Origin of the sequence: Acinetobacter sp. ANC 3832 (genome assembly GCF_002135415.1) — a bacterium.
Classification (GTDB): Bacteria; Pseudomonadota; Gammaproteobacteria; order Pseudomonadales; family Moraxellaceae; genus Acinetobacter.
The window spans coordinates 1-22,585 of record NZ_NEGJ01000002.1 but is presented as its reverse complement, the minus strand read 5'-3'; the positions used below and the strand labels follow the sequence as shown (position 1 = coordinate 22,585).

Annotated in this window: 23 protein-coding genes; 12 read left to right on the top strand and 11 right to left on the bottom strand. The window is 37.3% G+C overall.

Annotation, left to right across the window (positions count from 1 at the left end):
- Positions 1–43: 43 nt before the first annotated feature.
- Entirely contained in the window at positions 44–901 is an 858-nt protein-coding gene (locus B9T35_RS02480) for a LysR family transcriptional regulator (RefSeq protein ID WP_086189555.1), read from the bottom strand.
- A gap of 416 nt (positions 902–1,317) precedes the next feature.
- On the opposite strand from B9T35_RS02480, the gene B9T35_RS02475 reads away from it, so the two are divergent.
- Entirely contained in the window at positions 1,318–1,998 is a 681-nt protein-coding gene (locus tag B9T35_RS02475) for a hypothetical protein (RefSeq protein ID WP_086189917.1), read from the top strand.
- Between the two features lie 30 nt (positions 1,999–2,028).
- Here the strand turns inward: B9T35_RS02475 and B9T35_RS02470 are convergent, their stop codons facing one another.
- Complete coding sequence (locus B9T35_RS02470; RefSeq protein ID WP_086189554.1) at positions 2,029–2,274, bottom strand: DUF2061 domain-containing protein; 246 nt, start codon at positions 2,272–2,274, stop codon at positions 2,029–2,031.
- A 241-nt stretch (positions 2,275–2,515) separates the two neighbouring features.
- On the opposite strand from B9T35_RS02470, the gene leuC reads away from it, so the two are divergent.
- The 4 genes from leuC (at position 2,516) to leuB (ending at position 6,437) form a co-directional block, all read left to right on the top strand.
- Positions 2,516–3,964 carry a 3-isopropylmalate dehydratase large subunit gene (gene leuC, locus B9T35_RS02465; protein ID WP_086189553.1) on the top strand — a complete coding sequence of 483 codons (1,449 nt, stop codon included), beginning with the start codon at positions 2,516–2,518 and terminating at the stop codon, positions 3,962–3,964.
- 22 nt (positions 3,965–3,986) lie between these two features.
- Positions 3,987–4,637 (top strand): 3-isopropylmalate dehydratase small subunit, encoded by a 651-nt coding sequence (gene leuD / locus B9T35_RS02460; RefSeq protein WP_086189552.1) that lies wholly within the window; start codon positions 3,987–3,989, stop codon positions 4,635–4,637.
- A 104-nt stretch (positions 4,638–4,741) separates the two neighbouring features.
- The gene (locus B9T35_RS02455; protein WP_086189551.1) at positions 4,742–5,311 is read left to right on the top strand and encodes a hypothetical protein; all 570 of its coding nucleotides are present in this window, start codon (positions 4,742–4,744) and stop codon (positions 5,309–5,311) included.
- Between the two features lie 46 nt (positions 5,312–5,357).
- Complete coding sequence (gene leuB / locus B9T35_RS02450; RefSeq protein WP_086189550.1) at positions 5,358–6,437, top strand: 3-isopropylmalate dehydrogenase; 1,080 nt, start codon at positions 5,358–5,360, stop codon at positions 6,435–6,437.
- A gap of 242 nt (positions 6,438–6,679) precedes the next feature.
- Here the strand turns inward: leuB and B9T35_RS02445 are convergent, their stop codons facing one another.
- Both B9T35_RS02445 and infA read right to left on the bottom strand, forming a co-directional pair.
- On the bottom strand, positions 6,680–7,084 hold the full coding sequence (locus B9T35_RS02445) for a hypothetical protein (RefSeq protein ID WP_086189549.1): 405 nt from the start codon (positions 7,082–7,084) through the stop codon (positions 6,680–6,682).
- A 640-nt stretch (positions 7,085–7,724) separates the two neighbouring features.
- The gene (gene infA / locus B9T35_RS02440; protein ID WP_001284370.1) at positions 7,725–7,946 is read right to left on the bottom strand and encodes a translation initiation factor IF-1; all 222 of its coding nucleotides are present in this window, start codon (positions 7,944–7,946) and stop codon (positions 7,725–7,727) included.
- A gap of 228 nt (positions 7,947–8,174) precedes the next feature.
- Here infA and B9T35_RS02435 point away from each other — a divergent pair, with 228 nt between their 5' ends.
- Both B9T35_RS02435 and B9T35_RS02430 read left to right on the top strand, forming a co-directional pair.
- Entirely contained in the window at positions 8,175–9,185 is a 1,011-nt protein-coding gene (locus B9T35_RS02435; protein WP_086189548.1) for an AraC family transcriptional regulator, read from the top strand.
- A 130-nt stretch (positions 9,186–9,315) separates the two neighbouring features.
- Positions 9,316–10,095: an SMI1/KNR4 family protein gene (locus B9T35_RS02430; protein WP_086189547.1), complete on the top strand. Its 780-nt coding sequence runs from the start codon at positions 9,316–9,318 to the stop codon at positions 10,093–10,095.
- Between the two features lie 70 nt (positions 10,096–10,165).
- On the opposite strand, the gene truA is transcribed toward B9T35_RS02430, so the two are convergent.
- From truA to asd, 5 genes are all read right to left on the bottom strand, one after another.
- Positions 10,166–10,963: a tRNA pseudouridine(38-40) synthase TruA gene (truA, locus tag B9T35_RS02425; RefSeq protein WP_086189546.1), complete on the bottom strand. Its 798-nt coding sequence runs from the start codon at positions 10,961–10,963 to the stop codon at positions 10,166–10,168.
- A 17-nt stretch (positions 10,964–10,980) separates the two neighbouring features.
- Positions 10,981–11,946, bottom strand: coding sequence for an asparaginase domain-containing protein (locus tag B9T35_RS02420; RefSeq protein ID WP_086189916.1), 966 nt, complete (start codon positions 11,944–11,946; stop codon positions 10,981–10,983).
- Positions 11,947–11,997: 51 nt separating this feature from the next.
- Positions 11,998–13,230 carry a hypothetical protein gene (locus B9T35_RS02415; protein WP_322853538.1) on the bottom strand — a complete coding sequence of 411 codons (1,233 nt, stop codon included), beginning with the start codon at positions 13,228–13,230 and terminating at the stop codon, positions 11,998–12,000.
- A gap of 55 nt (positions 13,231–13,285) precedes the next feature.
- Positions 13,286–14,740 (bottom strand): FimV family protein, encoded by a 1,455-nt coding sequence (locus B9T35_RS02410; RefSeq protein WP_086189544.1) that lies wholly within the window; start codon positions 14,738–14,740, stop codon positions 13,286–13,288.
- A gap of 139 nt (positions 14,741–14,879) precedes the next feature.
- Positions 14,880–15,998, bottom strand: coding sequence for an aspartate-semialdehyde dehydrogenase (gene asd, locus B9T35_RS02405; protein ID WP_086189543.1), 1,119 nt, complete (start codon positions 15,996–15,998; stop codon positions 14,880–14,882).
- 185 nt (positions 15,999–16,183) lie between these two features.
- Between asd and B9T35_RS02400 the strand changes: the two genes are divergently transcribed.
- On the top strand, positions 16,184–17,296 hold the full coding sequence (locus B9T35_RS02400) for an endonuclease/exonuclease/phosphatase family protein (protein WP_086189542.1): 1,113 nt from the start codon (positions 16,184–16,186) through the stop codon (positions 17,294–17,296).
- A gap of 526 nt (positions 17,297–17,822) precedes the next feature.
- Positions 17,823–18,035: a hypothetical protein gene (locus tag B9T35_RS02395; RefSeq protein ID WP_228147067.1), complete on the top strand. Its 213-nt coding sequence runs from the start codon at positions 17,823–17,825 to the stop codon at positions 18,033–18,035.
- Between the two features lie 99 nt (positions 18,036–18,134).
- Here B9T35_RS02395 and B9T35_RS02390 read toward each other — a convergent pair whose 3' ends face one another.
- Together B9T35_RS02390 and B9T35_RS02385 are read right to left on the bottom strand one after the other, a co-directional pair.
- Positions 18,135–18,662 (bottom strand): hypothetical protein, encoded by a 528-nt coding sequence (locus B9T35_RS02390; RefSeq protein ID WP_086189541.1) that lies wholly within the window; start codon positions 18,660–18,662, stop codon positions 18,135–18,137.
- Positions 18,663–18,760: 98 nt separating this feature from the next.
- Positions 18,761–19,363, bottom strand: a complete 603-nt coding sequence (locus B9T35_RS02385; RefSeq protein WP_086189540.1) for a 2OG-Fe(II) oxygenase — start codon at positions 19,361–19,363, stop codon at positions 18,761–18,763.
- 116 nt (positions 19,364–19,479) lie between these two features.
- On the opposite strand from B9T35_RS02385, the gene B9T35_RS02380 reads away from it, so the two are divergent.
- The 3 genes from B9T35_RS02380 to B9T35_RS02370 are packed head-to-tail and all read left to right on the top strand — an operon-like array spanning position 19,480 to position 22,311.
- Entirely contained in the window at positions 19,480–20,337 is an 858-nt protein-coding gene (locus B9T35_RS02380; protein WP_086189539.1) for a 23S rRNA (adenine(2030)-N(6))-methyltransferase RlmJ, read from the top strand.
- A 59-nt stretch (positions 20,338–20,396) separates the two neighbouring features.
- Positions 20,397–21,224 carry a CDP-diacylglycerol--serine O-phosphatidyltransferase gene (gene pssA, locus B9T35_RS02375; RefSeq protein ID WP_086189538.1) on the top strand — a complete coding sequence of 276 codons (828 nt, stop codon included), beginning with the start codon at positions 20,397–20,399 and terminating at the stop codon, positions 21,222–21,224.
- 16 nt (positions 21,225–21,240) lie between these two features.
- Complete coding sequence (locus tag B9T35_RS02370; RefSeq protein WP_086189537.1) at positions 21,241–22,311, top strand: DUF6670 family protein; 1,071 nt, start codon at positions 21,241–21,243, stop codon at positions 22,309–22,311.
- The last annotated feature ends 274 nt before the right edge of the window (positions 22,312–22,585 follow it).

The following is a 22,585-nucleotide window of genomic DNA, read 5'->3' as shown; positions in this document are numbered from 1 at the left end:
TCCAAATAATCATGGCTGATTATTTGGAATTTTATTATTTTCTTTACTTCATCATCTCAATCAGTTCTTGTACCGCTCTAGATTGAGTCCGTGCAGGATGCCACACCATACCTAATTTACGATTCATTTCCACTTTAATATCGAGTTGTTGTAAGTCTGGATTGATCAGTGTCTTAGGCAAAACAGACCAGCCTAAACCGATTGAAGCCAACATACGAATAGATTCAAGTGGATTGTTACTCATCGTAATTTTAGGTTTGAGACCCTGTTTTTCAAATTCATCTAAAGTGATTTGACTAGTATAGGTTTGAGCAGCAGGAAGCAAACTTGGGTAAGAAATGAGATCTTCAAGTTTTAAGTTTTTTTGCTGAGCCAAAGGATGAAATGGAGCGGCTACAAAAACCAAAGGATCATTCCAAATAGTGACGTAATTTAGACGGTCATCTCCTTGTGGAGGTAAGGTTAAAAAAGCCAATTCTAAATCACCTGCAATCACTTGCTCATGTGCTTGTTCCGAGTCAACAAAATGCACATCAAGTTTGACATTGGGAAATTGTTGAACGTAACTTTTTAAATGGTTAGGCAAATGATGTAAACCAATATGATGACTTGTCCCAATTTTTAGCTTACCGCGAACCTCACTTTGTTCATGGCTTAAAGTATGATGGATATCCCCTAATTCATTCAGCCAGTTTTTAACTTTGGGTAACAGTGAATGTGCTGCATGAGTCGCTTGTACACCACGACCTGCAGATTCAAATAGTTTGACCCCAAAATAATCTTCTAAACTATGTATACGCTTGGTGACAGCAGGTTGGGTAATAAACAATAGTTCAGCTGCCATGGAAATAGATCCAGTTTCCATTACTCTAACAAATGCTTCAAAGGCAGCAAGGTTCATTTTAACTCCATCCATAAAGAATTTTTATGCGTATTTTATTATTCAGAAGTTTTAAGAATTAATCAAAATAAAAGTGTTACAAATTCAAACTTAATGTCGAAAATTGAAATATATTTAAAAAATTACACATTTATCTTTGTGGCACGAGGGAGAATTAAGCTAGTTTAGACATCAATAAAAGTAAAAAATAAAAAGGTTATTATTTGGTTCAACAAGATCACTTTCATCAGAATCCTCATACTTTGCCTCGTTATGCTTATACCGTATCTTGGGCGCGATTTTTTAAAATTGCAGTATCGAGTGGTTTCGTTGTTCTGCTGCTGACTTACTTTTTTCAATCACTGCTATTTTTATTTTGGGATTGGTTTCTTGTTTTTACGATATGGGCAATCTTGCGTTATAGAAAAATAAAAACAATGAATAGCCTCGAGGCATTTAAAATACCAGATGAAATTTGGACTGAGTTTAGAAAACAAAATCCTCAGATTCGTATAATAGATCAGAACCCAATAGAAGAAGCTTTTAAGGATTATTTGGCATTACACCTGATTAAACGGCAAGCTTATGCGATGCCTTCGCATTCAGTCGATGCGTTATGGCATTTATTATTAGACACATTTCCTGAATTTTATCAGCGCATGTGCCAAAAGCTACTTGGGTTTGAGTTGATTCATCGAGCACATCTAAAAAAACCAAGTAAGGCTCAGAAGCAAGGGCAACAGTGGCAGTTGCTGAATACATGGCAAGCAAGTTGCCGTTTACATCATCTTGATCCTAAAAGTCCTCAAACTTTTCCTCGATTATTCCAAATCGATAAAACTACACAATGGAACAATGGTTTAGTCTTTAATATGCTCATGATTATGGCCCTTTATAATCAATTTGATAAACAGGATGCTAATAACACTTCTTCATGCTCTTCTTCCACATCATTGGGTTCAGCTAGTGATGGATTCTCAAGTGATACGAGTTCAAATAATTGTGGAGATGTTCACTCAAGTTCAGGTCATGGTAGCGATTCGGATTCGGATTCTGGTTCAGATTCATCATCTTCTTGCAGTAGTTGTAGCAGTTGTGGAGGCGGCGGTGGTGATTAACCCCTCCATCACGCAGCATGCCTATTAACCTTAGACATTTGTCGGCTGTATATTTTCAGTCGCTTTAATATCTTTTTTATTCCATACTTTTTCATGAAAGAAAAAAGCAAAAGCTTGAACAGTAGGTTCGAGTAAGCTTAAAGTAATCGCCATCCATAAATTTCCTGTGACAAAATAGGCCACAATCATTGCCACAGTAATGTGCATGAGGTAATAACTAAAGGTTTTCTTTAAGGTTCTTTGATTAGAGTTATAGAATTTTTGAATGCGTACCATGATGATCACCACTTTAATTTGAAATTATTTAAATGATAATCATTATTATTTGAAATGTAAAAGAGGAATTTGCTTTTATAACAATCGATTTTGTAAATAAAAAATGGGGCAATATGAAAATGAGGTATTAATCATTCTAAAAAGTTTTTGAACTAATAAAAATGATAAATTAGATTTATGTGAAATCACCGTTATAATCGATTTATTGAAAGAATTACCCAGTCCAGTGGAGCACATCGACATGGCAGGCGAAAACCAAAAAGCAAAAACAGAATCTGCAAAAACATTGTATGACAAATTGTGGGATGACCACTTAGTAAAACAACGAGATGATGGTTCAGCCTTACTTTATATAGACCGCCACTTATTACATGAAGTGACTTCTCCACAAGCATTTGAAGGCTTGCAACTTGCAGGTCGTCAACCTTGGCGTTTAAGCGCAAATATTGCGACACCTGACCATAACGTTCCGACCTCTAAGAAAGAACGTGCGGAAGGAATTGCAGGTATTGAAGATGAAACCTCAAGAATTCAAGTTCAAACTTTAGATGATAACTGTAAAACGTTTAATGTTGCACAGTTTGATATTAATGATATTCGTCAAGGGATTGCACATGTTGTGGGTCCTGAACAAGGTTTAACTTTACCAGGCATGACCGTTGTTTGTGGAGATTCACATACAGCAACACATGGTGCATTTGGCTGTTTGGCACATGGTATTGGTACATCTGAAGTTGAACATGTATTGGCAACTCAATGCTTAGTTCAAAAGAAAATGAAAAATATGTTGGTTCGTGTTGACGGTGTATTGGGTCAAGGCGTGACATCTAAAGATGTGGTTTTAGCGATTATTGGCAAAATTGGTACTGCGGGCGGTACGGGTCACGCCATTGAGTTTGGTGGTCAAGTTTTCCGTGATATGTCGATTGAAGGACGTATGACGGTATGTAACATGGCGATTGAAGCAGGTGCACGTGTTGGTATGGTCGCTGTCGATGATAAAACAATTGACTATGTAAAAGGACGTCCATACGCACCACAAGCTGAACAATGGGATACTGCAATCAGTTATTGGAATACTTTACATTCTGATGCAGATGCACATTTTGATACTGTTGTTGTGTTGCAAGGTGAAGAGATTGAACCGCAAGTGTCTTGGGGAACGTCGCCTGAAATGGTGATTCCTGTGACACAAGCTGTACCGACTTTAGAACAAGCAAAAGATGATGTACAACGTAATGATTGGACGCGTGCTTATCATTATATGGGCTTAGAAGCAGGTCAAGCTTTAGCTGATATTCAATTAGATCGTGTATTTATTGGTTCTTGCACCAATTCTCGAATCGAAGATATTCGTGCAGCGGCAGAAGTGATTAAAGGTCGTAAAGTTTCAGCATCAATTAAACAAGCGATGATTGTTCCAGGCTCAGGCTTAGTTAAGCAACAAGCAGAAGCTGAAGGCTTAGATAAGATTTTTGTAGAAGCTGGTTTTGAATGGCGTGAGCCGGGTTGTTCAATGTGTTTGGCAATGAATGCTGATAAATTACAACCGGGTGAGCATTGTGCATCAACGTCGAATCGTAACTTTGAAGGTCGTCAGGGCAATGGCGGACGTACGCATTTAGTGAGCCCAGCAATGGCAGCGGCAGCCGCAATTGCAGGTCATTTTGTTGATGTTCGTTCATTTTAATTGGCGCTCATAGGAGCATATTATGAAAGCTTATACCGTTGAACAAGGTATCGTTGCACCATTAGACCGTGCCAATGTGGATACAGATTTAATTATTCCAAAACAGTTTTTAAAATCAATTAAACGTACTGGTTTTGGTGATAATTTATTTGATGAGTTACGTTATTTGGATGAAGGTTATCCGGGACAAGACAATTCTATTCGCCCAATTAATCCAGATTTTATTTTAAATCAACCACGTTACAAAGGCGCGTCTGTATTACTTGCGCGTACAAACTTTGGTTGTGGCTCAAGCCGTGAACATGCGCCATGGGCTTTAGAAGAGTATGGCTTTCGTACTGTGATTGCACCCAGTTATGCAGACATTTTCTTTAATAATAGCTTTAAAAATGGGATGTTGCCTGTGATTTTAGCTGAAGAAATTGTTGAGCAACTTTTTAAAGAATGTACAAACAATGAAGGTTATCAATTAACCGTTGATTTAGAAGCGCAAGAAGTTCGTACACCCAAAGGTGAAGCTTTTAAATTTGAAGTTGACCCATTTCGTAAACATTGTTTGTTAAATGGTTTGGATGATATTGGCTTAACATTACAAGTGGCTGATGATATCCATGCATACGAAGAAAAAACTAAACAGGCTCGTCCTTGGGTTTTTCAAGATGTTCGAGCTTAAGTGATGATCATTTAAGCATGGCGTGAATACCCAACTCTTGCTAACATGTGCTGTATAATAATATAGAAATATGTTTACTCAGTGAGTGAGGTTGGGTCTGAACCATGATTAAGGTCTTTGGCTATAGCGTTTTTATTGGTTTATCTTTCATTCTGAGTGCATGTCAATCGACACAACACTTTGTGGATGCTTCACGTATCAAAGATGCTGAAAAGAAGCAATTTAGCCAAAATAATGTCCAAATTTATTGTTCTGGTGCGGAAAATTGTGAATTTGATCGGATGAATAACATCAAGATTGTGGATCAAAATTCACATCGGGTGAATTCAAAGGCGATTAAAAAAGGCTATGTCAAACTAACAGGTGACGCGCTCGATAAAAATGGGCTTTATTTGACTATTCCTGCACAACAATATGAAATGGTGATTCGTTTTTATCCCATTTCTCAACAGCATGCAGAAGTTTTTCATGTTATTCATCAATTTAAGCCGAATCAACGCTATACCTTTAAAATGTATCGTAAAAGATCACAAAGCTCAGGAAGCTTATTGAATGTATCTGCACCAACTCCATTGTGTGTAGATTTGATTCAAGAAAAGCGCACAATTCGCCGTTTTTGCCGCCCATATGATGTTGTGACAGGTGTGAGCGAATATGTGGAGCAAAAAATTTAATCTCACTCAGTAGCAGTGCTGCTGATCCTAAAAAATGGAAATACAAATGTCTAAACAAATTTTGATCTTGGCAGGTGATGGTATTGGTCCTGAGATCGTTGCTGCAGCAGAAAAAGTACTTACATGTGTCAATGAAAGATTCAATTTAGGTTTGACTTGGGAACAAGGTCTTTTAGGCGGTGCTGCGATTGATGCACATGGCGAACCATATCCAGCTGTGACTGCTGAACAAGCAAAAAAAGCCAATGCTATTCTTCTTGGTGCTGTGGGTGGTCCAAAATGGGATACGATCGAGCGTTCGATTCGCCCTGAACGTGGTCTATTAAAAATCCGTAGTGAATTGAATTTATTTGCAAATTTACGCCCAGCAATTTTATATCCACAATTGGCAGATGCTTCCAGCTTAAAGCCTGAAATTGTATCTGGATTAGATATTCTGATTGTACGTGAATTAACAGGTGGTATTTATTTCGGTCAACCACGTGGTATTCGTGAATTAGAAAATGGTGAAAAACAAGGTTTCAATACAGACGTATATTCAGAGTCTGAAATTAAGCGTATTGCCAAAGTTGCCTTTGAAATGGCAAATTTACGTGGTGGTAAAGTTTGTTCGGTTGATAAAGCCAACGTTCTTGAAGTGACTGAGCTTTGGAAACAAACCGTAACTGCATTAAAAGAAGAAAAATATCCAGAAATTAACTTATCCCACATGTATGTGGATAATGCTGCGATGCAATTGGTACGTGCACCTAAACAGTTTGACGTGATTGTAACGGGTAACTTGTTTGGCGATATCTTGTCTGATGAGGCTGCAATGTTGACAGGTTCAATTGGTATGTTGCCATCTGCATCATTAGATGAAAATGGTAAAGGCATGTATGAGCCTTGTCATGGTTCAGCGCCTGATATAGCAGGTCAAAACATTGCAAATCCACTTGCAACGATTCTTTCTGTAGCGATGATGTTACGTTATACCTTCCGCGCGGAAGATGCCGCGAAAGCCATTGAAGATGCTGTCGGTAGCGTTTTGGATCAAGGCTTACGTACTGGTGACATCATGTCTGAAGGTATGAATAAAGTTGGTACTTCTGAAATGGGTGATGCTGTTGTTAAAGCATTAACTTAATATTTGATAGATTGAAAAACGCAGCTTTAGCTGCGTTTTTTATTGCTTCATATTTGCTAAGAGGACGAGTTGTATCTATTTTCATTATTATCGTTTAGACATTGGTTGGTATTTTTACAAATACTAGAAATAATCTGAAAGATGATGTGGCATATAAAAGTAGCTATCGTAATCAAATTTTAAAATAGTTAAGTGGAGTCAAATAGCACTCAACATTTTTCGATGTCATAAAATGAGCCTGTTTAACAGGCTTTACCATAGTAATTGATAGATTTGGCGACTCCATTTTCAAGGTTAAATACTACCTTACAGTTAAAGTTCACATCATAATGTGGCGTGGAAGCCGTATCATATCTAATCATGGGTGCACCCATTGCATTTGAACTGATTGATGCATTGCTACCCGCTACTGGAATATAAATTGGTCGGAGAATGGTGTAAATCAATTGATTTTTGGTTTGTTCTACATGTTGGCTAGTTTGGTAGCCCAATGTCTTAAAGTTTAAATTCTGTTGAATGACATCGCTTGATTGCCCAATAAAATTTTGTAAATAAGCATCTAAATTTTGAGTTCGCATCGATGGTGTTTGGCAAGCGACTAAAGACAAAATAGATAGACTGAGCGTAATTATTTGTATTTTATGCATGATCCTATTCTCCAATGTGAATATAAGATTTCTAGCATAAATAATAGGCATTTTGCATTAATATTCACAAGTGCTTTATTTTTGCCATCAAAGCAAAAATAAAAAGCTTGATGTAAGCAGTTTAATATTTACAAAATATTTTTAATTTTAATGTACTGGAAATCCTAAATTAGAGGATCTAAGGATGATTTATTTTTTAATTACCTCAAAAATAATTTCATATTACTCAATATAAAAAGTTGAATTTAGATTTCTAAAAATCGATATTGAAGATCTATACTCTAAAAAGAGTATTTTTTATTACTGTTCTGCCGATCTTTGTGAGTTTTTATCTTGGTCAATAATAAGTTGAACTAAAAAATCAGGCATTATGGGAATGGGATAATATTAAAAAAAGGTGATTCTAAAATCTATTCTAAGTTTCAATATTTGAGCAAAATAGGATGTTGATTGAAGTCAGCCTCATTTGGATACAGTCAAGTACTATTCGCAAAATGTATCATTTAATCAGAGATTGCTGTTATTTTGATGTAAAGATACTTTCTTAATATTTGTTTTAAACCAATATGTTGAGTCGTTTTATAATAGTTGTAAAAGTAAAAAAAGCCACTTTAACAGTGGCTTTTGCTTACACTAAAACTTAGCGTGCACGGTAAGTAATACGACCTTTGGTTAAGTCATAAGGTGTCATTTCTACCTTCACACTGTCCCCAGTTAAAATACGGATATAGTGTTTACGCATTTTACCAGAGATGTGGGCAATCACTTCGTGACCGTTTTCTAAACGTACACGGAACATAGTATTAGGAAGCGTTTCGGTGACAACGCCTTCGAACTCGATAAGTTCCTCTTTATTGGCCATAGCCTACCTGATGATCAAATTGGAAAGGGGCAAATTATAGGCAATTTTTTTGTAAAAAACAAGATGGTTAGGCTGTTCTAGCTGCCAGATGTGTCCAAAATAGGCGAACATCTGGTTAAATAATTTCTACAAAAAAATGCGGATACCTGTTGTCAGTTTGGTCAATCGTCTGTAATCTAAAATCTGTGTTTTTAGTATAAATGAATAACATACAAGGAAGGGCACTGCGTGAGTCAGCTAACTGATGCTTCGGTTGTTTTGCGATTAGGCTATCAAGCGATCCGTCGTGCGGGTTTGCCTACAGAAGAAATATTAACAAAAGCGGGTGTGGCATTAAATCAGGTCGATCAAAATGCACGTACACCCTTAAGTGCGCAATATGCATTTTGGGTGGCTGCGGAAGAAGTCAGTAAAAATCCTGATATTGGATTGTTTTTGGGTGAGAACTTACCACTGTACCGTGGACAAGTGATTGAACACCTATTTATTTCCAGTGAAAACTTTGGTGAAGGTCTAAAAAGAGCTTTAGCCTATCAACGTCTGATTAGTGATGCATTCCATGCCAAATTGATTGTGGAAGAGGATGGGCGTTGTTATTTAACCAATGGTGTTCAGCCTTGGGCAAATAACATTGTGAACCGTCATTTTTCTGAATGCGCAATTTCAGGTATTTTACGTTTCTTTAAATTCATTACAGAAGGGCGCTTTGAGCCAATCTATATTGATTTTAATTTCGCGGAAGGTGCAACAGATGGAGAGTATTTCCGTGTTTATGAATGCCCTGTTAGTTTAGGGCAAAAAGAAACACGCTTATATTTTGATCCTGCTATTTTGGATTATCCACTTTGGCAGGCAGAGCCCGAGCTATTGCAATTGCACGAGCAATTGGCAATTGAGAAGTTGCAAGAGCTTGCGCGTTATGATTTGGTCGGTGAGGTGCGTCGTGCAATTGGCTCGACCTTAGAAAGTGGTGAAACCACATTGGAAACAGTGGCTGCGCAACTCAATATCACTCCACGTCGTTTAAGAACACAGCTTTCTGAAGCGAATACTAGTTTTCAGCAAATTTTATCAGACTATCGTTGTCGTTTAGCCAAAAAGCTTTTGGCGAATACAGCGGAGAGTGTTGAGCGAATTGTATATTTAACAGGTTTCTCTGAGCCAAGCACGTTCTATCGCGCGTTTAAGCGTTGGACTAATGAAACACCTGTAGAATACCGAAAGCGTAAACAACGCTAAATGTTGAGTGAGTGATCGTAAGTGAAAAGTTCTCATGAGAACTTTTCACTTAAATTCATCTTATGTTATTCCGTCTTTTAATTTTTAAAGATGTTTTTAATGCATAAGATCGTCATACAGGATAATAAAAATGAATGAACACCTAGAAAGAATAATAACAAAGTTGGAAAAACTCAAAACCTTAGATCTAGATTACCGTTTATTCGGTTCAAACATTCATCAATATCATTTGAATCCTATTTTAACAGGACAAACTATTCAGCAGTTTGAAAGTCTTTATAATGTTACTTTGCCAAAAGAATATGTGGATTTTTTGATGCATGTTGGAAATGGTGGCGCAGGTCCATTTTTAGGTGTAGAGCCTTTTGAAAAAATCTTATATGTCGATTTAGACCGTCCAAGTTCAGCATCACTGCTCAATCCTGATTTACCCTTTTTACATACACAGCCTTGGAATGAAGTATTTAATGCAACGTGTGATGAGGAAGATGAGCAGGAATTTGAAAGGCAGTATTTTAAATTTCATCAACATCAAATGGATGGTGTCATTGCAATTTGTAATTATGGATGTGGTATCAGTTTAAATTTAGTGGTGAATGGTCAAGAATATGGCTATATCTGGACAGATGATCGGGCAGATGATGGAGGAATTTATCCATCTCGTGAGCTAGGTAACTCCGATAAACTCACTTTTTTAGATTGGTATGAGTTGTGGTTGGATAGTAGCTTGGCTGAAATGAAAGAAAAACAAATAGGGTTAATTGAACAAAACCAAAGTTTAGTAACCAGTGAATCATTACAACATCAACATCAACATCAACATCAACATCAACATCAACATCATATTATATCTAATGACGTGATATCTAATATAGAGAAGAATAAAAAACCATGGTGGAAATTTTGGTAGCTCAGCGTTTACTTATTAAATTTGTAAATTAAATATATCCCTCTTTTTAGAGGGATTTTTGATTTGAAAATCATTCAGGCATATTCAGCCAATGTGGTCCTAATGGAACTTTAGGTAAGTCAAATTGTTCAGGATAATGTGCTTGAATAAAATATAAGCCATCAGGTGGTGCGGTAATACCAGCAGCTTTGCGGTCTTCCGCAGCGAATATTTCATCAATATGATCAACGTCATACATTCCCTGACCGACTTCAAGTAAACAGCCCATGATGTTACGCACCATGTGGTGTAAGAAGCCATCTGCTTGAATATCTAAAACCAAATAAGCGCCATGGCGAATCAATTGGCAATGGGTCACATGGCGAACAGGTTTGTTGGACTGGCATGCCGCAGCGCGGAAGCTTTCAAAATTATGAATGCCCTGAAATTTTTTCGCAGCCTCAATCATTTTATCGACATCAAGCGGATAATAAGCATGGGTCACTTGCTTATGGAGTAAAGCAGGGCGACTTGGAGACTGATAAACCACATAACGATAACGACGTGCCTGTGCTTTAAAGCGAGCATGGAATTCGGAATCGACTTCTTTAATCCATTGAATAGCAATGTCTTTCGGAAGTGTACTGTTTGCCCCCATTAACCATCCACGAATAGGGCGAATGGCATTGGTATCAAAATGTGCCACCATATTGGTTGCATGTACGCCCGCATCAGTACGACCTGCACCATGTAATAGGATTGGTTCATCGGCAATTTTACTGAGGACTTTTTCTATGGTTTCTTGCAGACTGCGTACACCTGCTTGTTGCGTTTGCCAACCTTTGTATCGAACGCCACAAAACTCAATACCTACAGCAAAACGTTGCATAAAGACCTCTATTTAGCTTACTCGTACCAATGGTCATGCCATTGTTCAGAAGTCGGGTATTGTAAATAGATTTTGAGTATTTTGGCATAAAGATCTGCCTGACTTTTTGCATTACTCACTATTATTTTTGCATCTTTCACCCAATGACTAATCGCATAACGTTGATCCAAACCACCAAAAGGTACTTGGGTCGCTAAAATGATGAGACAATTTTTTTGCTGTAATGCTTTGAGTGTTTCAATAATGTCTTGATTTACCGCTAAGTTACCCACACCGTAAGCTTGTATTACTAAAAAATGTGGGGGTGAAAAGAGTAGATTTTTTAAATTCTGATTGAGCTGTTGTTTTTCAATGGGGAGCATCATCATATTACTGATATTTAAACTCTTACTCTTTTCAAGATCTGAGACCTGAATAGAATAAGCAACTTGATTTGTTGGCTCAATATTTTGATCTATTTTTTGTCCACGAAATGCATCTAAAGCAGTGGTATGTACTTTTAGTACAGTATTGGCATGAAAAACTTGATGATAAAAAGCAAGGTAAACACCAGCAGGGACTTTCACAACTTGGTCTAAGGCAGTAATGAGATTGTCAATTGCATCGGTAAATTCACGGCTATTATCCCCTTGAATATTGAGCAAGGGATATTGGCTACCTGTAAGAATTACATGGCAGGATTGTTGTAAAAATTGAGCCAGTACTGCAGATGCATAACTTAGTGTATCTGTACCATGGATAACCACAAAGTGTTGATAATTTTGTTGTTGTAAGCTTTGAATTTGTTGAATGAGCTTTAGCCAGTCTTCAGCGGTACATGCACTACTGTCGATAATACTGGGTGCTTTGAAGCATTCAATTTTGTAATGAATCGGAAGAATCCGTTTCAATTGCGGGAAAAAGAGTTCTTCAGGCATTGGCGCAAGTGGTTCACCTACACAGCCGAATGTACCACCCATATAAATTAAAGCAATTTTTTTCATAATCATAAAAAAGCAGCCATTAATGACTGCTTTATGTTAAGGCGAAATAGCTTAAGAAGCTATTTTATTGAGTAACAATTGAGATTTTTCACGTTGCTCTGGTGAATATAAGTGCTCATCTTGTGCAAGAAGCTCACGAGCAGATGCATACGCACCTAAACGAATATATTGCGATGCTAGCTCTAAATTCAATTGAATTTCATTCATATCGATGAGCGCAGGGAACGATTGAGCAAGAGGATCTTGGCTTTGAGTGATAGGCGCAGATTCTTGTTTCGTTTCAAACTGTAAAGATTCTACAACTACAAGTGGAGATTCTAACTCTAAATTAAAACTCGGTTGAACTTCCTCTACAACAGGTGCATCAAATTTAAACGCTAAATCAGGTGCTTGAACTTCAGGTTTTTCTTCAACTTTTGGATTTAAGTCAAATGTGAAATCAAGTGGTTGAATCGTTTCCGCTGTTTTTACTTCTACAGGCGGAGCAATGTACTCAGCACTCAGGTCTAAAACAGGTGTTGTATCCGTTGATATTTCACTTGATGTAAAATTAAATTCAAGGGGTTCAATTGTTGTTGCAGGTGTTTCTGCTTGAGGGCGAGTAACTGGAGCTGGCTCTTCTGTTAAGGAAAAGCTAAGCGGTTCTTGTTCAACGGGTTTATTTTGTAATTGTTCAAAATCATTGTGTTTTTGGACAGTAGGAGTGCTTCCTACAAGTGCATCAAATGCAGCATCAGTATGGGTCTGCTTTTCAGTTTTAGCTGCTGCTGGAAGGTCAAACTCAATCGCATCGTTATGAGCCAGTTGATTCTGAGATTCATAGGCTTGATTTTTTACTTCAGCTTGTTCTGCAATATCATCTAAGCCCAATGAACGAATATGATTCAGTAATTGACCAATAGCTAAATCATCTTTATGCGCAACATGTACATCTAATAGATATAAATATAGTTCATGTTGTGAGTTATCTTGGTTTAAAGACTGATTGATTTTGGCTTCAGCAGAAAAAAAGTTTTTCTCATGAATCAGCTTTTCAATACTTTTTTTAAAGTCAGCCGTTAAAGGGGTGGTCTTTTTTTGTAAGATGATGTCATCTTCAACAACTTTGCTCTGTGGTTGCTGTGTCTGTGAAGTTCGAGCAGAGCGTGCGGTATTTTTTTTCGCTGTTTTCTTACTGTTGGTATTTTTTGCTTTATTCGCACTATTTTCTTTATTGGCATCATCACGTTTTTTCAGGACGATGGCGATAACCAATAATAAAATAAAAGGAATCACATACAACATAATTTAACCCCTTCATTGAGATCAATGAACCTTATATATCTAAAATATTTGTTGATTAGTGTGTCGGCTTATTCGCCTGATTTTGTTGCTTCAATTGTTGTTCTAACTGAGCAAGTCGAGCATTTAATAATTGAATTCTGTGATCCTTTTGCTGTAAAGCCGACACTAATTGAGACACGTTCTGCTGTAATTTAACCGTTTTTTCACGAGCTGTCATAACTTTTGATGATAATTCTGAACTTGTTTGATTTTGCGAAGAATCTTTTTTTGCAGAACCTTGTGCTGAGACTTGATCATTGTCTGCAACCAAACTCATTTCAGCTTGATTGAGACGGTATTTGGCTTTTCCAGATTGCTTTTGTACGGGTGCCGATGAAAGAGCTGAGTTTTGTTTTTGAGCAGGCACAGCGTGATAGCTCGCAGCAATATTTAAAGCAGCGCCTTGACGAATTCGATTCGGATCACCTTGAATAAACGCAAATTGATTATTTGATCTAATTTGCTTCATGACTTCAGGAATGCTTTGTTTGGTTTCTGCTGCAATACGCGATGCAATCTTCCACAAAGATTCATTGGCTTGCACAACATGCTGTTGAGTATTAGATTTTTTATCTTGTGCAGTTTGAACTTGTTGCTTTGATGTTTTATTGACAGTTTGAGAATCGCTTGTTTTTTGTTTGGTTTTTAAAGCATTTTGATCTGATTCTGAAGCATCTTGGTGCATCGCTTCTTTATTGATAGGTGTTGTCTTAGTAATAGAATTTTGCATCGCTTTGATATCAATAGCGGGGGCAGTTTCTTGCTGAGTCACATTCGCTGTTGCTTGAGTTGTTTGCTGAACTTGAGCATTTATTTTGCTTTGATTGATATTTTTAGATGCTTGTGATGATGCACTATTAGATGTTTGAGTCTTCGGTGCTGCTGAAGATAAGGCTGGTGGTGCTGAAACACTAATCGTCAACGGTTTATCGCCAGATTTTGTAGTATTACTATTGGTTGTCGCATTATTATTTACTGCATATTGCGTGCTAGTCGGTAAATTTAATTGAATATCTTTTTCACTTACCACAATTTGAGGCTTTAATGCTTTTTCAATATTTGATGCCTTCACAACATCAGGAGTCGCTCGATTACGTACCAGTGGTGTCTTAATTTGTTGAATACGTGTAGCAGAACCTTCTTTGATCTTTAATAAAATATTCAGTTCTGATTCAATAATTGGGCGAGATGAGGTAATCACAATCACACCACTTCCATCACCAGAGCGTCGTGTGAAAAAATTGAGATGCCCAGGTGGTTGATGAGAAATCCCCATACTCATCAAATCATCGGCTTCAGCTAAACCCACTTCTATTTTAGCATTTGGATCAGCATGACTAAACTTCATTTCAGCATAGAGTAAATCCCCTGAACCCGATTGAATTTGGATCGGGTCAAGTATAATCGCAGAAATAGATTGCGAAGAAATAATGGCTAAAATGGCAATTTTTAATTTGTTATATACAGTCATCTCTATCCATTGCTCAGATGAAGTTCAAGGCAGCAAAAGTATACAATACCTAGCTGTTATTCAAATGTAAATTGTTAACGGTTGGGTTACATAAAAAAGCCGATCTAATGTGATCGGCTTTTCGTTTTAAGCAAAAAAATTAAGCATTTTTATAATCAATTAAGATACGTAACATACGACGTAAAGGTTCCGCAGCACCCCAAAGCAACTGATCACCTACGGTGAATGCGCCAAGGTATTCTTTGCCCATATTCAATTTACGTAAACGACCCACAGGTACAGTTAAAGTTCCAGTCACTGCAACAGGTGTTAGATCAGTCATTGATGCTTCACGTGTATTTGGAACGACTTTTGCCCATTGGTTTGATTGACGAATCATATCTTCAATTTCATCAAGAGGAACGTCTTTCTTCAGCTTTAGTGTTAAAGCTTGAGAATGGCAACGCATTGCACCAATACGAACACAGTGACCATCAATAGGAACAATTTGCTGATTGCCTAAGATTTTATTGGTTTCGACTTGTGCTTTCCATTCTTCTTTCGACTGACCGTTATCTAACTGTTTGTCGATATATGGAATGAGTGAACCTGCTAAAGGCACACCAAAGTTTGCAGATGGGAAGCCTTCGCCACGTTGTAGAGACGCAATTTTACTGTCGATATCTAAAATGGCAGATTTAGGGTCATCTAATAAATCTTGAGTATTGTTATACAGGTAACCCATACCTGTGATGAGCTCACGCATATTTTGCGCGCCTGCACCAGAAGCTGCTTGATAGGTCATCGCAGTCATCCATTCCACCAAATTATTTTGGAAGAGTGAACCCATACCCATCAACATTAATGAAACGGTACAGTTACCACCGACAAAGGTTTTAGTCCCTTTGACTAAGCCGTCTTTAATGACATTTAGATTGACTGGATCAAGTACGATGATTGCATCATCATCCATACGTAAAGTAGATGCAGCATCAATCCAGTAGCCATTCCAGCCTTCAGCTTTGAGCTTTGGAAAAACGTCAGAAGTGTAATCTCCACCCTGACAGGTAATAATGACATCCATTTGCTTTAGACTTTTAATGTCTGAAGCATCCATAAGTGCTGGGGCAGTCTTACCACCAAATGCAGGGGCTTGACCACCTGCATTACTGGTAGAAAAATAGAACGGCTCAAAGTGAGCAAAATCATTCTCTTCAACCATACGTTGCATCAAGACGGAACCAACCATCCCGCGCCAACCGACCAGACCTACTTTCATGTCATTTTGCCTCGGTGTGTTAAAAAATTAAAAGGGGTTTGAGTGTATCAAAAGTGCGCTCAACTACAAGCGCAACATAATCAAAACAGCAAATATGTTGTGCAATATATCTTGTTTATGTTACATGCAAAACTGATATAAATTTATGAATGAATAAAAAAATCAGAATATAAGAGTTACGAAATATGATCTGGATTGAAATTGCTGCGTGTATCGTTGTCTGGCTGACTTTTTGGTCACTGATTCCTCGGGATGAATGGTGGTTTCGAGGCGCAGATTTTCCACGATTACAAATTCTTTTTGTGGGAATAATTGCTCTACTATTCCTATTGTTTTGGCCTGGCTCATGGGATTTAATCCGAGAGATCATATTGGTTTTGTTGATTGCCGCTTTGGCTTATCAACTGAAGATGGTTTTGCCTTATACCTTTGTGTGGAAAAAACAGGTGAAGGAGGTCAGGCAAAATAAATTGAATCCCAAACAACAAATTTCAGCAATTATTTCCAATGTGCTGACTCCCAATGATCAATATTATCTTTTAATTGAACAGATTGAAAAACATCAACCTGATTTGGTTTTAACTTTAGAGACCGATCAAACTTGGCAACAACAACTTTCAGTGATTGAACAAGACTATCCATATAGAGTGGCTGTACCTTTGGAAAACTTATATGGAATGCATTTGTACAGTAAGCTTGAGCTAAAGGATGTGGATGTCAAATTTATCCTCAGTGATGAAATTCCTTCGATTCATTGCACTGTGATTCTAGCCTCGGGTCAACCCGTACAATTGTATTGTCTACATCCAAAACCACCGAGTCCAACTGAAGCGAAAGATTCAACTTTACGAGATGCAGAATTATTGATTGTGGGGGATCAAATTAAGGAACTGGATGAAAGTTGTATTGTGATGGGCGATTTAAATGACGTGGCTTGGTCTCGTACCACACGATTATTTCAAAGGATCAGTGGACTACTTGACCCACGTGTCGGGCGTAAATATGTGAATACTTTTCATGCCAATTATAAGTTTCTAAGATGGTCACTCGATCATGTATTTCACAGTACTGATTTTGCATTGGTGAAAATGGAGCGTTTACCTCATATTGGTTCAGATCATTTCCCTGTTTATGTGGTTTTACAGACAGGTCGGATTTTTGAGCAGGTTCAACAAGAACTTGAACAAACAGATGCCGATGAACAAGAAGCACAACAGGCGATTCAAGAAGGTATTGAAAAAGCTGAAAAAGAAGAAAAAATAGTGACGGATGAAATTGCTCAAGATTATAAGTGTTAGACAAAAAGGCATGAAAATGTGCTTAAAATGTACGCTATTGCTTACAAGGATTTAGGCGCAGAGCGGATGGATTCACATCTTCAATCATCATAATATGACTACATCGGCACACGGAGTAGGGAAAGGAAGAGTCCCACTAAGGAAGACGAAGCTGATGGGTAAATCATCATGGATATGATGTTGGAATGGACAACCAAATAAAATAAAAAAGTAATTGAAAGCACGACCTCATGAGCCCGAGTTTTGCAGGATGCAGAACTCGGGTTGTACTTTTTTAAAGATAAAAAATATCTCAATATTATAGATAGGCTTCTTATATAAAAGTTTTTTAATGTCTCATTATAGAAAATACAAAGTGCTGATTCATACTTGGCGAAGATGCTTTATTAAATAAAAAGCTAAAAAATTAATGATATTTTATGTATTTGTCTAAATTCCAAGAATTCAAAATTTATATTGTTCATTTTACTGATTTAGCCCGTGATACTTTGCATATTTTTACGCAGGCTTATTGGTGTTCTTTATTGTGGCTTTTTTACATCATCGACAGTTGAAATCACATTTTGCAATTTGGGCAGTGGTTATCGTTGCGGTTGGATATGAATTGTTTGATGCGCGTGATGATTTGATCAATCATGGTTATTGGCGTATTGGTGCAAGTATGCATGACATCATCAATACGATTTTTTGGCCGTTAATGATTTGGCTGATGGCAAAGTTTAAAGTTTGGAAGGGATAGTGGTAATTATGTAAGAGAATTATTTTATGTAATTCACTCTTGATTGGATTTGACCTACTCATGATAAAAATAAGCTGGTCAAATCCAAATCAGAATAACTTAATGTAATTTACTCTGAATAATTTTTACAAACCATGGCTCTTTATGCATAGCCTTGAAAGCAGGGTGTTGTTGTAAAAGGTCTAAATCAAATTCAGGTGTTTGAATAAATTTAGTTAACCAATGACGAGTTAAAGCACTTTCTTGTTTAGATGCAGATGCATAAGCCAAGAAGAAGTAAATATCTCCATTGTTATTCACAGCCAAAGGTTTAAGAATTTGTTGAGTAATTAAGGCAAAACGCAACTCTTTGGTGATTTCAAAATACACCATATAGGCTTTAGCCAAGTGTAAAGATAAGCTCAGATACTGGCGCATGGGCATTTCTTCATACTCAACACGAGCAGTTTCTAATAGAACAATGGCTTCTTGAAGAAAATGCAGTTGTTCCTGACGAAGATTACTCATCATCACCAATTGTAAGCGTAAATCAGCACGTTCTAAGGCAAGTTCAGGCGTATTATTTGTCAAATACAATTGGTCAGTTTCACCAATACGCGCGATCACTTGTTTTGTATTTTCAAACATAGCCTGTTCCTTATTTATGAATGCTGTGTATATAAGGCTGAAAATACAGATTTAAAGGGAAAACCAACATTCTATGTGATTCAAACAATGAAACATGCTTAAAACAGATGATTACCACTACGTAACCAAGCCGTGATAGAAAGGCGTTGATGTTTGGCTTGAATCACTTCATGCATTAAATCACTTTGAAAGAGCGCAATACGATTGGGTTTTGGTTGGATCAAATGCCATTGGTCATTTTTATCTTGTAAATGAAGTTCACCACCCCAGTTGTCCTGCCAGTCTTCATGCAGGTAATACACCACTGAAATGACACGATCATTTTTCTGTTGTGGATTATCTCGATGTAATGCATAAAATTCACCTGCGTTATAACAAGCGAAATGTGCTTCTACTTCTTTAATGCCTAAATAAAAGCATTGATTCAAATGTTGGGAAAGTTCTTTTAATGAATCAATATGTTGCTGTGCTGTCACTAAATCTTCATTAATCCACAAAATATGGTCACTGCGAATTTTGCTGACAATGCCACTTTGAACAGCAGCATCACGGAAACGATTTAAATTGGATATACATTCTTCGGCTAAAGCTTGTACATAGTCTTGGGGATAAGCTTCATCAATGATTGCAAAACCATGTTGATCTAAATCTGTAAGAATTTGATCAACATTCCATGACTTTGGGAGAAAAGTTGCTTCCATATAATTCCGAGAAATCAATATAATAATAAGAGTGACTATCTTAGAACAATCGATGGGCAGTGAAGAAATCTTTTTTCGTGCTAAAATACCCGTTGAACTCAGGAATTAATTGAAACATGAATTACCGTCACCATTTCCATGCAGGCAACTTTGCTGATGTCATGAAACATGTGTTATTGCTGCAACTTTTGACACGCTTAAATGCCAAAGACAAACCATATCGTTATATCGATACACATGGTGGTGCGGGTAAATATGATTTATCTACTGCTGCTGCGCAAAAATCTGGTGAGTTTTTAACAGGTATTCATCGTTTAGTTAAACTGGATGATTCAATTACTCGTCAAGCACCTGAAGGCATTAAACAATATCTTAAAATTGTTGAAGATATGCGCGCAACATCAGGAAAAGGTGCATATCCAGGTTCGCCATGGTTTGCACTTGAAGGCATGCGTGATATTGATAAAGCAACTATTTTTGAAATGCAACGTGATGTATTTCAACAGTTGTATTTCAATATTCGTGATCGTCGTGCAGGTTTGCATGAACGTGATGCTTATGAAGGTTTACTGGGTGTCATTCCACCACAAGAAAAACGTGGTTTGGTGATGATTGACCCACCTTATGAGCTTGAACGTAAAGATTTTCCACAGTTGGTTGAATTACTCGCTGCGGCACATAAAAAATGGTCTACAGGCGTTTTTGCCGTTTGGTATCCAATTAAAGACCGTGCCATGATTGATCGTTTTGAGAAGAAAATGATTAAAACTGGTATTCGCCGTCAATTGGTTTGTGAAGTTTGTGTATGGCCTGATGATACTCCTGTAGGTTTGAATGGTTGTGGTTTACTCATCATTAACCCACCTTGGAAGTTTTCAGAAGATGCGGATGAAGCACTACAATGGTTATTCCCACATTTACGCATGAGCGATAATGGTGGACATGCTGCTGTACGCTGGTTGGTTGGCGAATAATTTAAAATTCGAAAAGTCGTATTAATTTGAGATAAGGTCACCCGTTAGGATCAACAAGAATGACAAATACAAATAAGCCTGAAAGTGAAACTTCTTCAATTGATGATCATAGTTTTGATGGCATCACTTTTGAGGTTGAAGAAGAAGAGCACACCCATGAAGGGCAAAAGGTCAAACGACGTGGTATCTACTTGTGGCCAAATCTTATTACGACTGCGGCACTGTTGTCAGGGTTCTACTCAATTATTGCGAGTATGAATGGTGATTATACGCAAGCCATATTTGCTATTTTTATTGCAGCACTATTGGATGGTTTAGATGGGCGTGTTGCACGTGCCATCGGTGCGCAAAGTGCTTTCGGAGAACAGTTTGACTCACTCTCTGACTTATTGGCATTTGGTGTTGCTCCTGCAATCCTGATGTATAGTTGGAGTTTGCATGATTTAGGTCGTATTGGTCTGGCTGCTTGCTTTGTGTATACCGCATGTGCGGCTTTTCGTTTAGCACGATTTAATGTACAAATAGGTGTGGTGGATAAACGCTATTTCATTGGTGTTGCCAGTCCACTCGCTGCGGTAATGATTATTTCATTGGTTTGGGTTGGTCGAGACTTTCCATTTATCTTTGATATAAAAGATACGGTGATTCAAACAATCAATGCTGTGGTTATTATTGCGGTTGGTTTGTTGATGATTTCGAATATCAAATATTATTCGTTTAAAACAGTAGATCGTAAACGTGTACCTTTTGCAGTGCTACCGATTGCAGTCTTTATCCTTGCAGCGATTACGTATAATATTCCAGTCGGAATACTCATCTTATCGATTATTTACGCACTTTCAGGTTTTGTTACCACGTTTCTGGCGAGAAAAAATATAACACCATAAAAATAAGGAGCTTGATATGCAGTTGTTAATGAATTTTGTCGATGAATCCAAACAACTCAATCAAGCTCAGTTTCCACTGAAGCTTGGTTATCATGGTCCTAAGGGACGTTTTAAAATTATTCATCAAGGATTGATGATTCCTAATTTATCTGCACCCTTACATTATTTGAATTTCTTAACGATCATTGGGCAACCGAATGTACCCATGATTCGTAATCAATCTGCCATTCAAACGACTGCATTAGATACAGTCACAGTCATTAGTAGTACAAGTCCACACATGGTGGGGCATTCCAGCCGTTATTCGATTGAGCAAGATTGCCAATTTACAGATGAAGATTATTATTTTGCTAATAAAGAGCACTTACGCGGTACATTTCCTCATTTCCGTTTAACACGTGAAGATGATGAGCTTTCAATCGATCTAAATATTTATACTAAGCCGATTATTTCGCATTTCACGAAATTAAGATTAGGGTTGTTTGACCATTGGTCATTACTTTGCCAGTGTAAAGGTCAAATCGTTTATAAAGGTCAAAAGTATGAGATTGATCAGATGGGATCTTTTGAGTACGCAAGGGCAATCAATATTCCTTACTTACCCTTATGCTTTTTTACCTATCAAATTATTAATCTAAAAAATCAACGTCAATTACTTCTTGCGCAAATTCGAAATAACTTCAATCAAATTATCCAGTCTAGAATGTATTTGCGAGATGGAAATACTGCCATGGCAGAGATGTTTGATAATTATGTCTATTTCAAAGTCCATCGTGTTTATCCAAAAATGACCACACCCAATCATCAAGATATGTACTTGCCTCGAGAATTTGAATGGACATATCAAGATGAGCAACGATCCATTCATGTTTTAGCAGAAAGTCGCGGTGACTTTAAATTTGGCTTAGCCGCAGGCTATGTTGGAAGTTTTACTTATCAAGTGACGATTGACGGAGAGATGGAAGAAGGGCAAGCCGGTTACTGCGAATATATCGATTGTCGTCCTTTAAAGTGGCAAGAAAAGAATAATAAAGAGAAAAAATCAAAAGAAGTTGCGCATCCTGCGCCATTTGCGTGTAAAAAATAGTCAAAAACCTCAATTTTGAGTAATTATTAAGCTGTTGTTTGAGATAAATGAAAATAGTTTAAAAAGGGGGTTGTGTAGGATTAGGAATGCTGTAGAATGCACATCCATCGGCGGTGATGTTAAATAAAACTTCTGATAAATCAGTAGCTTGATTAAGATGTTAAGATTTCGAACTGGAATTTTAAAGATTGGTTAAGGAATGATTTGTTAAGAGAATTAAATAACAAAACCTGTTGACTATTCATCGAAAGAGAGTAGTATAGCCGACCTAGCT